The organism is Pseudomonas sp. GM24, from assembly GCF_000282235.1.
GTDB lineage: Bacteria > Pseudomonadota > Gammaproteobacteria > Pseudomonadales > Pseudomonadaceae > Aquipseudomonas.
The window spans coordinates 1-12,107 of the sequence record NZ_AKJR01000163.1 but is presented as its reverse complement, the minus strand read 5'-3'; the positions used below and the strand labels follow the sequence as shown (position 1 = coordinate 12,107).

Sequence of the window (12,107 nt, the reverse complement as noted above, 5' to 3'; positions counted from 1 at the left end):
GGAGTGAGCCTGCTCGCGATTGCATCGACCCGGTCTAGAACCGAACACTCAAAACCCGCATCCCTGCTCTATGCTGCACCCAGCCCAATCACAAGGAGTGAGCGATGCGCGTTCTGGTCAAAAACCCTCAAGACGACTTCCGCGTCAAAGCCTACGCCGGCACCAACGGCGTGCTGCTGGCCATGGATCTGGCCGAACCCCGGCGCAAAGGCCTGCTGGGATTTGCCATCGAAAAGCAGCAGGGCGCCAAACCCTGGTTGTTCCTGTTCAACAGCCTGACCTTCCCGAATAAGGCTCACACCTTTCCCCAGTTCCACGCCACACCAAGCGATACCGCGCCGCTGCAGAAATTTCGCTGGGCGGATTACGCGGTCAATCCGGGCATGACCCTCCACTATCGCGTGCATCTGGCCTACGGCACGGCCGATGCCGTGCAGTTGGGCGAGTCGCTGGAGCTGACGATCACTTCCGATGACGGCCAGCCGAGCAACCAAAGCGTGAATTTCAATCGAGCCGTTGCTGCCAGTCAGGCGTTCCAGCGCAAGTTTCCCGATCTCGACGCGCAGATCAGCGCCAATAAAAACATGCCCATCGAAGCCTGGCCCGATGCGCCCCGTCAGTGGCTGGAAAACGGCTTGCTCGGGCGCTTGCTGGGTTTTATCGAGCGTGCCGTCGATGGCCAATGGGCGCTGGACATTGCCATCTACGAATATCAATTGCAGGCGATCGTCGTAGCGGTGAACGCGGCGTTCGCGCGGGGCGTGAAGGTGCGGGTGCTCTACCACGCCCGGCCGGACGATGAAGACACCACAATCAACGAAGCGAGTCTGGCGGCACTGCCTGCGGCGAGCAAACGCGGGCGAGTGACCCATAACATCTTTCACAACAAATTCATGGTCCTCAGTCGCGTCGGTGTCAGTGGTGAGCATCACCCTGAAGCGGTTCTGTGTGGCAGCACTAATTTCACCGCCAACGGGGTCTACCGGCAGGCCAACGTGGTGCATGTGCTGGACGATGAATCGATCGCCGCGAGTTATCAGCAGACGTTCGAGCAGATCTGGGTGCAGCCGGACGACGTCGGTGCAACCCGTGACTGGATCACCGAACACAATCCGATGAATCCGCAGCAGCCGTTATTTACCGGGTTTTCACCGCGTACCGGCGGGGCTGACCTGCAGGCGTTCGAGAACATCATCAGCGCGGCAAAAAAGGACGTGCTGTTCGTCACCGCGTTCTCGCTGCCGGACGCGATCCTTAATGCCTTGCTTGGCCAGCCCCACGACGACATTTTGCGTTATGGCCTGCAAAACACCGCCAGCCGCATCACCGGGTTTCACGCCGACCGCAGCGCCGAATTCGCCGCCACCGCTTTGCTCAATACCGGTCTGGAAGGCTGGCTGCGCGAGAACATGAAAGGTCAGAAAGGCAATCTGCTGGTGCACACCAAAGCGGTGGTCACCGACTTCACCACCGATACGCCGACCATCATCAGTGGCAGCCATAACCTCAGCGCTTCGGCCAGCAATGGCAACGATGAAAACTACCTGATCATTCGCGGCGACACCGATCTGGCGGATCGTTACGGGCTGGAGCTGCTGCGATTTTACGAGCATTACCGGTTTCGCTATTTCGCGAAGAAACTGGCGTTGAAGCAGGTGAGTCCATTGGCCGTGGATGATCGCTGGACCAACGATTACTACGTCGAGGGGGATTTGCGGCAGTTGTCCCGGCTGCGTTTTGCCGGACGCTGAAACCGTACTGTAGGAGCTGCCGAAGGCTGCGATCTTTTGATCTTGTTTTTAAGAATCAAAATCAAAAGATCGCAGCCTGCGGCAGCTCCTACAGAGGTATTCGGGGCGGATTACAGATTTTGAAATGATTTGCCGCTGTAGGAAATGTTCCCAAAGCCTGTACGCTCCAAGGCCACTTTTCATTCAGGATCTACATGAACACCCTCTCGGAGCCTCCCAGTTTCAGCTTCCCCTCGCGCCATGGCGCGGTCTTGACGCACTCGCAGCATCCAGTTTTCCGACACCCGACTATCGTTGCTAACGCGGCCCCAGAGCCTTTGCGTTGCGCTTTGCCGTGTCCGGCAGCCTGAATCAATCGAGAGAGATAGAGACGTTTTATGGAATGGTTAGCGGATCCCACGGCCTGGTTAGGCTTGTTGACTTTGATCGTGCTGGAACTGGTGCTGGGTATCGACAACCTGGTGTTCATCGCAATCCTCGCGGATAAATTGCCGCCGCATCAACGTGATCGTGCACGGATTATCGGCCTGTCGCTGGCGCTGATCATGCGTCTTGGCCTGTTGGCGAGTATTTCCTGGCTGGTCACCCTCACGCAGCCGTTGTTCGAGGTGTTCGACAAGAGCTTCTCCGGCCGTGACCTGATCATGTTGTTCGGTGGCGTGTTCCTGCTGTTCAAGGCCACCATGGAATTGCACGAACGCCTTGAAGGTCACGTCGGCGAACGCACGACCAACAGCGCTTATGCCATGTTCTGGCCGATCGTCGCGCAGATCGTGGTGCTCGACGCGGTGTTCTCGCTCGATGCGGTGATCACGGCGGTGGGCATGGTCGATGAACTGGCGGTGATGATGATCGCGGTGATCATCTCGATCGGCTTGATGATTGTCGCCAGCAAGCCGCTGACGCGCTTCGTCAACGCGCACCCGACGGTGATCATGCTGTGTCTGGGCTTCCTGATGATGATCGGTTTTGCCCTGACGGCCGAAGGTCTGGGCTTCCACATTCCGAAAGGTTATCTGTACGCCGCCATCGGTTTCTCGATTCTGATCGAGGTGTTCAACCAGATCGCCCGGGCACGCCGCAAGCGCTCGATGCAGGGTTTACGGCCGATACGCGAGCGCACGGCTCACGCGGTCATGCGTTTGCTGGGCGGGCGCAAACTGGCGGCGGAGGAGGTTGGCGAGGAAATTTCCGATCTGCTCGACGACGGTGACGCGCCAATTGCCGAACTGTTCGACCGGCGCGAGCGGGTGATGATTAGCGGCGTACTGCAACTGGCCGAGCGCCCGATTCGCGGGCTGATGACCGTGCGCGCCGATGTCGACACGATTGATCTGGCCGATGACCGCGAGGCGATTCGAACCCGCTTGATGCACTCGTCCTATTCGCGTCTGCCGTTGATTCGCAACGGTGCGGTGGATGAGCCGTTGGGCTTCGTGCACAAGAAGGAACTGCTCAAGGAATACCTGGCCGGCACCGAGCCGAACCTGGAACACTTGGCGCGCAAGACCATCAATTTGCTCGACAGCTATTCGATCCTCAACGCACTGGAGCAAATGCGCGCCGCCTCGACGCACATTGCTTTTGTGGTCAACGAGTTCGGTGATTTTGTTGGTGTGTTGACCATGACCGACATCCTCGAATCGATTGCCGGTGAGTTGCCCGATGCCAGCGAAATCGAAGGCCCCGACGTGGTCGAGGAGCACGGCGGGTTTATGGTCAGTGGTGCGTTGAACCTTGCGCGTGTGCGTCAACGCACCGGGTTTGGCGCCAAGCCGACCGAGGACTATCAGACCATGGCCGGGTTGGTGATGAGCCTTCTTGATCGTCTCCCGGTCATTGGTGATCGTCTGGAACTTGAAGGCTGGCACATGACGGTCAAAGCGGTGGAAGAGCGGCGGGTGACGCGGGTGCTTTTGGAGCGCGCGCCAGCGTAATCCTTGAGTTCTCTACGAAACGTGCCGGCCACTTCGCGAGCAAGCTCGCTCCCACATTGGAATGCGTTTCAAATGTGGGAGTGAGCCTGCTCGCGAATGCTTGGGTTGATCCATTGTTCATCCTGACGTACCACTGCCTGCTGTTCCTTGGGCGTTTTTACTTCCGGCTTTCGACGTCACTGCTCGAATGAGTGCGCTTCAAACAAGAGAACAGGAAGCTGGATTTATCCCCTGACACCGAACAGGGATCTCCACTACACCACGATTCGCTCAAGGGTGTTTTTCGGTTCTCTAGTCTCCAGACTCAGTAGCACCAGACTGCCAAATTGCGCGGCGGCGACGCTGTTTGCTCCGTCTGTCTGGAGTCTGACTGTGGCGCCGGTCGTGCCGGCTGGCGCGAGGATCCAGTCGGTTCGCACTTGCCAGTTTGGATCGTCTGTCAGCGCCAACTCAAGTTCGTCGCCAGCAGGATGTAGCGTCAATATCACGCGAGCCGTGGAGCCGGATGCAGTCTTGATTCTGGCGGACAGCGCATATTCTTCGGCTTCAGATTGGAAAATGACGTCCTGACTGATGTATCCGGGTGAAGTGATCCTGCAGTCATCCTCGTTGAATTTCACCTGATCTGGATGGCTCACTGACCAGTCTTTCTCGCCTTCGTAGAACTCGCCATTCCTGATCAAATTCGTCATGTCCTTATCCCTCCCTGCGACTTTTTGGTTAACCCGGCTTCGGAACCTTCAGCCTGTTCAGCACTGACTCCGCAGGTGCGCACGTGCAACCGTGCACAGAGTACGAAGTGTCTGACGCAGCCAGGGCAGATCATGCGTTTTTTTACGGGCGGCAACGGGCGCTTTGGTCTTGCCGATGTGCTCGGTGAAATCCCGTGCGAGGGTTTCTTCAGTGCCGATGCCTTTGAGTTTTTTCACCAGCCTGCCGTTCTTGTAAAACAGCACGGTTGGCGTCTCGGTCACCAGCGGATGACGTGCAGTTTCGCTGGTATTGAGCATGTAGATATTGGCGCGATGCCGGTATGGCTCGGCCGTCTGGCGAAAAATCGGCCCGGCCCACTCGCAGGCGGGGCAATGTTCGTTAGCGAAATAAAGGATTACTGGGCGCCAGGTTTTCAGGGTTTTGCGATAGGTGGGGGGCAACGTGGCGAGAGGGATATTCGCGCTCATGAGAATCTCCTTTTCAGTTGTCGCTGTTTCACTAAACGGTAATCCAGCGCGCTCCGCACGCCTACTGTCAGAGTTGACAGGTGTCACGCGCATTGTTTTGTGTCATGCGCCCCGCAATGTGGCGCGAATACCCGGCGTGTGTAGCCAACGGTAGCGAGTCTTCATGGTGTCTTTGGTAACAGCGCCATTGTCTTTTTCTGCATCTCTTTGATTTCGAAAACTTTTAATTCCACTACAGATTCCCCAACAATCCTGTGGCACACTTTCTGCTGTCTATTCCGTAGTAACAAACCGTGTTCCGGTATAGCGGAATAAACACCATTCTGGAGTGCTTGCCATGCATCGCCGTCCTTCGTTGTTCAAAGCGTGTGTTTTTGTTCTTGCGGCTTCGTCCGCTGTCATGGGTATGGCCCAGGCAGCCGACAGCAAACTCGACAGTGTTCTGGCCCGTGGCAAATTGATCGTGGGCACCGGCAGCACCAATGCGCCGTGGCACTTTCAGGGCGCGGACGGCAAGTTGCAGGGCTTTGATATCGACATTGCGCGGATCGTCGCCAAAGGTCTGTTCAATGATCCGAGCAAAGTCGAGTTCGTGGTGCAGTCGTCCGATGCGCGGATTCCCAATCTGCTGACCGACAAGGTCGACATGAGCTGCCAGTTCATCACCGTTACCGCCAGCCGCGCGCAACAAGTGGCGTTCACCCTGCCGTACTACCGCGAAGGCGTTGGCCTGTTGCTGCCGAACAACAGCAAGTACAAGGAAATCGAAGACCTGCAAGCCGCCGGAGACAGCGTCACTGTGGCAGTACTGCAAAACGTCTATGCCGAAGAATTGGTGCATCAGGCACTGCCGAAAGCCAAAGTCGATCAGTACGACAGCGTCGACCTGATGTACCAGGCGGTGAACTCCGGCCGCGCCGATGCCGCCGCCACCGACCAATCCTCGGTCAAATACCTGATGGTGCAGAACCCTGGCCGCTACCGCAGCCCAAGCTATGCGTGGAGCCCGCAAACCTATGCGTGCGCGGTGAAACGCGGCGATCAGGACTGGCTGAACTTCGTCAACACCGCGCTGCATGAAGCCATGACCGGCGTTGAATTCCCGACTTATGCGGCGTCGTTCAAGCAATGGTTCGGTGTAGATCTGCCTTCGCCAGCAATTGGTTTCCCAGTCGAATTCAAATGATCCCGTGAGAGTGGGGCGATTAAAGTCGCCCCGCTCAAGGTACTGCTGACCATGAACTATCAGTTGAACTTTGCCGCCGTCTGGCGCGATTTCGACACCTTGCTGGCGGGGCTCGGTCTGGGCCTCGAACTGGCGCTGGTGTCGATCGCCATCGGCTGCGTGATCGGCCTGCTGATGGCGTTTGCCTTGCTGTCGAAGCATCGCGCCTTGCGGGTGCTGGCTTCGGTGTACGTCACGGTGGTGCGTAACACGCCAATTCTGGTGTTGATTCTGTTGATCTACTTTGCGCTGCCAAGCCTGGGCATTCGTCTGGACAAGATTCCCTCGTTCATCATCACGCTGTCGTTGTATGCCGGGGCGTACCTGACCGAAGTGTTCCGTGGCGGCTTGCTGAGCATCCCCAACGGGCAGCGTGAAGCCGGGCTGGCGATCGGTCTCGGCGAGTGGCAGGTCAAGGCCTACGTCACCGTGCCGGTGATGTTGCGCAACGTCTTGCCGGCGCTGTCGAACAACTTCATTTCGCTGTTCAAGGACACCTCGCTGGCTGCCGCGATCGCGGTGCCGGAGCTGACCTATTACGCGCGCAAGATTAACGTCGAGAGCTACCGGGTGATTGAAACCTGGCTGGTGACCACGGCGTTGTATGTCGCGGCCTGTTACCTCATTGCCATGCTGCTGCGCTACCTCGAGCAGCGTCTGGCGATCCGCCGATAGGAGGCTGCGATGTACGAATCTCCCAGTTGGTTACATGAGTTGTGGGTCGCACGCGAGCCACTGTGGCAGGGTTTTTTGACCAGCGTGCAAGTGTCGGCGCTCGCGATTCTGCTCGGCACGATGCTCGGCGTTATTACCGGGTTGGTGCTGACGTACGGCAAGTTCTGGATGCGCGCACCGTTTCGGTTTTACGTCGATCTGATTCGCGGCACGCCGGTGTTTGTGCTGGTACTGGCCTGCTTCTATATGGCGCCGGCACTCGGCTGGCAGATCAGCGCATTTCAGGCCGGGGCCTTGGGGCTGACGCTGTTCTGCGGCTCCCACGTCGCTGAAATCGTGCGGGGTGCGCTGCAAGCCTTGCCGCGCGGGCAGATGGAGGCGAGCAAAGCCATCGGCCTGACGTTTTATCAATCCCTCGGTTATGTGTTGTTACCCCAGGCACTGCGGCAGATCCTGCCGACCTGGGTCAACTCGTCCACCGAAATCGTCAAGGCCTCGACCTTGCTCTCGGTGATCGGCGTGGCCGAATTGCTGCTCAGCACGCAACAGATCATCGCCCGGAACTTCATGACCCTGGAGTTTTATCTGTTCGCCGGTTTTCTGTTCTTCGTCATCAACTACGGCATCGAATTACTCGGCCGGCACATTGAAAAGCGGGTGGCCCTGCCATGACTCAAGCTCAAGTTTCTCCACAGAATCAGGCGTTGCTGGACATCCGTGGCCTGCACAAACAGTACGGCGCAGTAGAAGTGCTCAAAGGTGTCGATCTGAGCATGCAGCGCGGCAACGTGGTGACGCTGATCGGTTCCAGCGGTTCGGGTAAAACCACGCTGCTGCGTTGCGTGAACATGCTCGAAGAATTCCAGGGCGGACAGATCCTGCTCGACGGCGAATCCATCGGCTATGACGAGGTCAACGGCAAGCGAGTGCGGCATGCCGAAAAAGTTATCGCCCGCCATCGTGCGATGACCGGCATGGCGTTCCAGCAGTTCAACCTGTTCCCGCATTTGACCGCGTTGCAGAACGTCACCCTGGGCTTGCTCAAGGTGAAGAAAATGCACAAGGACGAAGCCGTCGTCCTCGCGGAAAAGTGGCTGGAGCGCGTCGGCTTGCTGGAGCGGCGCAATCACTTTCCCGGTCAGTTGTCCGGCGGTCAGCAACAGCGCGTCGCGATCGCCCGGGCGATTGCGATGAACCCGAGCCTGATGCTGTTTGATGAAGTCACTTCGGCCCTCGACCCGGAACTGGTTGGCGAAGTGCTCAACGTGATCAAGGGCCTGGCCGAAGACGGCATGACCATGCTGCTGGTGACCCACGAGATGCGTTTCGCCTTCGAGGTCTCGGACAAAATCGTTTTCATGAATCAGGGGCGGATCGAAGAGCAGGGGCCTCCCAAGGAACTGTTCGAGCGCCCGCAATCGCCGCGTCTGGCTGAGTTTCTCAAGAGCACGCGGTTTTAACTTTCGTTTTGTAATCAGGAGAAGTACCCATGAGCATTACGCGTTACGGCACCGGCAGCACCGCCGCTGGCGGTCAGCCACGTCCCTTCGCTCGCGCCGTTGAAGCGGATGGCTGGCTGCATGTGTCCGGCCAGGTGCCAGCGGTGGATGGCGAGATTATTGTCGGCGGCATCGTCGAGCAGACCCATCAGACCATGAAGAACCTGATCGCGATTCTCGAAGAGGCCGGTTATGGCCTGGAAGATGTCGTGCGTGCCGGGGTGTGGCTGGATGATCCGCGTGATTTCAGCAGTTTCAACAAGGTTTTCGGCGAGTACTTCAAACCTGAACACGCACCGGCGCGGGCCTGTGTGCAGGCGAGCATGATGGTCGATTGCAAGGTCGAGATCGACTGCATCGCGTACAAGAAGAAGGCTTGAAAATTGCTGTGTTGCTTAGGCCGCAACCCCTCACCCTAACCCTCTCCCAAGGGAGAGGGGACTGATCTGTATCGATGTGGATTTTGCGTATGACGCTTACATTTACATCGATACGGCCAGGCTCTCTCTGGGAGAGGGGACTGATCTCCATCGATGCAGATTTTGGCGGCTGACCATGACATGTGCATCGATACAGTCAGGCTCCCTCTCCCTCAGGGAGAGGGCGGGGGGTGAGGGCAGCAATCCAACTGACACAACACCAAGGGCCAGTTACCATCCGGCGACTTTGAATGGGAACCACTGAAATGACCGAAGACACCATCAAACGCCGGGCACGCGGTCTGGACCGGGCGTTCGATATCCTCGATTTCCTCAAGGAGATCGGCCAGCCGCTGCGCCCCAACGACATCGCCAACGGCATCGGCAGCCCGAAATCCACGGTCTACGAACTGGTCGCGTCGCTGCTCGAGCGACGAATTCTGGAGCCGGTGGGCAAGGACGGTCATGTCTATCTGGGCCGGCAGTTGTATTTTCTCGGTCAGGCGCATTTGCGTCATTTCGACCTCAGCCGCGAGGCCGATCACGCCTTGCAGGAGATCGTCAGCCAGACCCATGAAACCGCGCAGATGTGCCTGCTCAACGGCCGTAAATACACAGTGGCGTTGATGAAGGAGGGCGAGCGGCATTTCCGCATTTCCTCCGACATCGGTGAAAACGCCCCCATCCCGTGGACGGCTTCCGGGCGTCTGTTGCTCGCGCACTTGAGCGATCAACAGATCATCGACCTGATCGACGAAGACGACTTCATCCTGCCCGATGGCGAACGTCTGCCGCTGGAGCGTTTTCTCGCGGAAATCCGTCAGGCGGGTATCGATGGATTCTTTTCCTTCGACAGCGTCGCCGACACCTTTACCCACTGCTTCGCCGCGCCGGTCAAAGACCCTCAAGGCGTAGCGATTTGCACTTTGTGCATCGTCGCCCCGCGGGCCGATGCGAAGAACAATTACAACGACTATCGCCGAGTGCTGATCGAGAGCGCCAACAGCCTCGCCCGGCGCATCAACGAATAACCACGGCTGCCTGCGGCCGCGAAAGTGAGGAGTTCGACCATGACGACTGCCATCAATACTGCTGTGGAAAAGGGCGACGCCGCCATCGGCGCGCAACTGGTACGCGACGTCAGCCTGCCGGCGCTGGTGCTGCACCGCGAAGCGCTGGAGCACAACATCCGCTGGATGCAGAAGTTTGTCAGCGACAGCGGCGCGCAGCTTGCGCCTCACGGAAAAACCAGCATGACCCCGGCACTGTTCAAGCGTCAGCTCGACGCCGGTGCCTGGGGCATCACCCTCGCCAGCGCGACCCAGACTCGCGCCGCTTACGCCCATGGTGTGCGCCGGGTGCTGATGGCTAACCAACTGGTTGGCACGCCGAACATGGCGCTGATTGCCGATCTGCTCGCCGATCCGTCGTTCGATTTTTACTGCATGGTCGATCACCCGGACAACGTCGCGGATCTCGGCGCCTACTTCGCCACGCGTGGGGTGAAGCTGAACGTGATGATCGAATACGGCGTAGTCGGCGGGCGTTGCGGTTGCCGCAGCGAACAGGAAGTCATCGAACTGGCCAAGGCGATCACCGCGCAACCGGCGCTGGCCCTGACCGGCATTGAAGGTTACGAAGGGGTGATTCACGGTGATCACGCGGTCAGTGGCATTCGTGAATTTGCCGCGTCACTGGTGCGCCTGGCGGTGCAATTGCAAGACAGCGGCGCGTTCGCTATCGGTAAGCCGATCATCACTGCCTCGGGTTCGGCGTGGTACGACCTGATTGCCGAATCGTTCGAGGCACAAAACGCATCCGGACGTTTCCTCAGTGTGTTGCGTCCCGGCAGTTACGTGGCCCATGACCATGGCATTTACAAGGAAGCGCAGTGCTGCGTGCTTGATCGTCGCAGTGATCTGCACGAGGGCTTGCGCCCGGCGCTGGAAGTCTGGGCGCACGTGCAGTCGCTGCCCGAGCCGGGCTTCGCGGTGATCGCACTGGGCAAGCGTGATGTTGCGTTCGATGCCGGTTTGCCGGTGCCGTTGTTGCGTTACAGGGCCGGTGTGGTGCCGGCGCTGGGCGAGGATGTCGGTGCGTGCAAAGTCACGGCGGTGATGGATCAGCACGCGTTCATGACGGTGGCGCCGGGCGTTGAATTGCGTGTGGGTGACATCATTTCCTTTGGTACGTCGCACCCGTGCCTGACGTTCGACAAGTGGCGTGTGGGGTTGCTGGTGGATGAGCAGTTGTCAGTGATCGAGAGCATGGAGACCTGTTTCTAAAGCTTGAGACCGAGTCGCGGCCATTCGCGAGCAGGCTCGCTTCCACAGGGGAATGCATTCCAAATTGTGGGAGCGAGCCTGCTCGCGAAAGCGCCCGTCCAGACACCAGCGATCAACCAGAGACACCACAACATGACCACCCTAAGCCCCTTGGGCCCGAACACCCCGCGCATTGCCCTGATCGGCGAGTGCATGATCGAACTGCAGCAGCGTGCCGACGGCAGCCTGCAGCAAAGTTTCGGCGGCGACACCCTGAACACGGCGGTGTATCTGTCCCGCGCCATGGGCGACAAGGCCCAGGTCGACTACGTCACCGCGCTGGGAGATGACAGCTTCAGCGACGCCATGTGCCAGATCTGGAGCAGCGAAGGTATCGGCCTCGGTCTGGTGCAGCGTCTGCCGGGTCGCTTGCCGGGCCTGTATTGCATTCAGACTGACGCCAACGGCGAACGGCGCTTTCTCTACTGGCGCAACGAGGCCGCCGTGCGCGACTGTTTCACCACGCCAGCCGCCGCGCCGATTCTTGCGGCGTTGCCGGATTACGATGTGCTGTATTTCAGCGGCATCACCCTGGCCGTGCTCGGTGCGCTTGGCCGGGAAAAACTGATTCAGACCTTGATCGAAGCACGGCAGCGTGATGCGCGCATCGTCTTCGATAACAACTACCGGCCACGGTTATGGGCTTCTGTAGAAGACGCGCGGACGGCGTATCGCAGCGTGTTGCCTTACGTTGATCTGGCGTTGCTGACCGTGGATGACGAACAGGCGCTGTTCGGCTTCGCTGATTGCGCGGCGGTGTTTGCCGCTTACGCGCAGATCGGCACGCCGGAAGTGGTGCTCAAGCGCGGCGCCGAGGCGTGTCTGATTCGCTGTGATGGTGACGCATTTGAAGTGCCAGCGCAGAAGGTCGAGAAAGTGGTGGACACTACGGCGGCGGGGGATTCGTTCAGTGCGGCGTATCTGGCCAGGCGACTGCTGGGGGGGAGTCCGGCGGAGGCTGCCGAGGCCGGGCATCTGCTGGCAAGTCGGGTGATCCAGATGCCAGGAGCACTGATCCCCAGAACCTGAAATGCAATCCCTGTAGGAGCTGGCGAAGGCTCGGGCCGCGATCGGACGATCTTTTGATCTTGTTTTT

12 protein-coding genes are annotated in these 12,107 nt (G+C 58.8%); 10 read left to right on the top strand and 2 right to left on the bottom strand.

The genetic code is table 11. The features are described from left to right. Window positions 1-104: 104 nt before the first annotated feature. Window positions 105-1,751 (top strand): phospholipase D-like domain-containing protein, encoded by a 1,647-nt coding sequence (locus PMI23_RS18465; protein ID WP_007912338.1) that lies wholly within the window; start codon window positions 105-107, stop codon window positions 1,749-1,751. Window positions 1,752-2,128: 377 nt separating this feature from the next. Continuing rightward, window positions 2,129-3,688 (top strand): TerC family protein, encoded by a 1,560-nt coding sequence (locus PMI23_RS18460; RefSeq protein WP_007912337.1) that lies wholly within the window; start codon window positions 2,129-2,131, stop codon window positions 3,686-3,688. A 254-nt stretch (window positions 3,689-3,942) separates the two neighbouring features. On the opposite strand, the gene PMI23_RS18455 is transcribed toward PMI23_RS18460, so the two are convergent. Then, window positions 3,943-4,380: a hypothetical protein gene (locus tag PMI23_RS18455; protein WP_007912336.1), complete on the bottom strand. Its 438-nt coding sequence runs from the start codon at window positions 4,378-4,380 to the stop codon at window positions 3,943-3,945. Between the two features lie 57 nt (window positions 4,381-4,437). Further along, window positions 4,438-4,869 (bottom strand): thioredoxin family protein, encoded by a 432-nt coding sequence (locus PMI23_RS18450; protein WP_007912335.1) that lies wholly within the window; start codon window positions 4,867-4,869, stop codon window positions 4,438-4,440. A gap of 337 nt (window positions 4,870-5,206) precedes the next feature. Between PMI23_RS18450 and PMI23_RS18445 the strand changes: the two genes are divergently transcribed. The 8 genes from PMI23_RS18445 (at window position 5,207) to PMI23_RS18410 (ending at window position 12,040) form a co-directional block, all read left to right on the top strand. After that, window positions 5,207-6,055 (top strand): transporter substrate-binding domain-containing protein, encoded by an 849-nt coding sequence (locus tag PMI23_RS18445; RefSeq protein WP_007912334.1) that lies wholly within the window; start codon window positions 5,207-5,209, stop codon window positions 6,053-6,055. A 51-nt stretch (window positions 6,056-6,106) separates the two neighbouring features. Beyond that, entirely contained in the window at window positions 6,107-6,769 is a 663-nt protein-coding gene (locus PMI23_RS18440) for an amino acid ABC transporter permease (RefSeq protein ID WP_007912333.1), read from the top strand. 9 nt (window positions 6,770-6,778) lie between these two features. Further along, entirely contained in the window at window positions 6,779-7,441 is a 663-nt protein-coding gene (locus tag PMI23_RS18435) for an amino acid ABC transporter permease (protein WP_007912332.1), read from the top strand. Then, entirely contained in the window at window positions 7,438-8,229 is a 792-nt protein-coding gene (locus PMI23_RS18430) for an amino acid ABC transporter ATP-binding protein (protein ID WP_007912331.1), read from the top strand. Before PMI23_RS18435 ends, PMI23_RS18430 begins: the two co-directional genes overlap by 4 nt. A gap of 29 nt (window positions 8,230-8,258) precedes the next feature. Further along, window positions 8,259-8,648, top strand: coding sequence for a RidA family protein (locus PMI23_RS18425; RefSeq protein ID WP_007912330.1), 390 nt, complete (start codon window positions 8,259-8,261; stop codon window positions 8,646-8,648). Between the two features lie 305 nt (window positions 8,649-8,953). Further along, window positions 8,954-9,718 (top strand): IclR family transcriptional regulator, encoded by a 765-nt coding sequence (locus tag PMI23_RS18420; protein WP_007912327.1) that lies wholly within the window; start codon window positions 8,954-8,956, stop codon window positions 9,716-9,718. A 39-nt stretch (window positions 9,719-9,757) separates the two neighbouring features. Next, the gene (locus PMI23_RS18415; RefSeq protein ID WP_007912325.1) at window positions 9,758-10,972 is read left to right on the top strand and encodes an amino acid deaminase; all 1,215 of its coding nucleotides are present in this window, start codon (window positions 9,758-9,760) and stop codon (window positions 10,970-10,972) included. 132 nt (window positions 10,973-11,104) lie between these two features. Beyond that, window positions 11,105-12,040, top strand: coding sequence for a sugar kinase (locus PMI23_RS18410; RefSeq protein ID WP_007912323.1), 936 nt, complete (start codon window positions 11,105-11,107; stop codon window positions 12,038-12,040). The last annotated feature ends 67 nt before the right edge of the window (window positions 12,041-12,107 follow it).

What these genes read in the sequence shown, in the direction of transcription:
- PMI23_RS18420 (WP_007912327.1), top strand. Translation starts at nt 8,954, where the DNA reads ATGACCGAAGACACCATCAAACGCCGGGCACGCGGTCTGGACCGGGCG.
- PMI23_RS18455 (WP_007912336.1), bottom strand. Translation starts at nt 4,380, where the DNA reads ATGACGAATTTGATCAGGAATGGCGAGTTCTACGAAGGCGAGAAAGAC.
- PMI23_RS18410 (WP_007912323.1), top strand. Translation starts at nt 11,105, where the DNA reads ATGACCACCCTAAGCCCCTTGGGCCCGAACACCCCGCGCATTGCCCTG.
- PMI23_RS18450 (WP_007912335.1), bottom strand. Translation starts at nt 4,869, where the DNA reads ATGAGCGCGAATATCCCTCTCGCCACGTTGCCCCCCACCTATCGCAAA.
- PMI23_RS18415 (WP_007912325.1), top strand. Translation starts at nt 9,758, where the DNA reads ATGACGACTGCCATCAATACTGCTGTGGAAAAGGGCGACGCCGCCATC.
- PMI23_RS18445 (WP_007912334.1), top strand. Translation starts at nt 5,207, where the DNA reads ATGCATCGCCGTCCTTCGTTGTTCAAAGCGTGTGTTTTTGTTCTTGCG.
- PMI23_RS18460 (WP_007912337.1), top strand. Translation starts at nt 2,129, where the DNA reads ATGGAATGGTTAGCGGATCCCACGGCCTGGTTAGGCTTGTTGACTTTG.
- PMI23_RS18430 (WP_007912331.1), top strand. Translation starts at nt 7,438, where the DNA reads ATGACTCAAGCTCAAGTTTCTCCACAGAATCAGGCGTTGCTGGACATC.
- PMI23_RS18440 (WP_007912333.1), top strand. Translation starts at nt 6,107, where the DNA reads ATGAACTATCAGTTGAACTTTGCCGCCGTCTGGCGCGATTTCGACACC.
- PMI23_RS18435 (WP_007912332.1), top strand. Translation starts at nt 6,779, where the DNA reads ATGTACGAATCTCCCAGTTGGTTACATGAGTTGTGGGTCGCACGCGAG.
- PMI23_RS18465 (WP_007912338.1), top strand. Translation starts at nt 105, where the DNA reads ATGCGCGTTCTGGTCAAAAACCCTCAAGACGACTTCCGCGTCAAAGCC.
- PMI23_RS18425 (WP_007912330.1), top strand. Translation starts at nt 8,259, where the DNA reads ATGAGCATTACGCGTTACGGCACCGGCAGCACCGCCGCTGGCGGTCAG.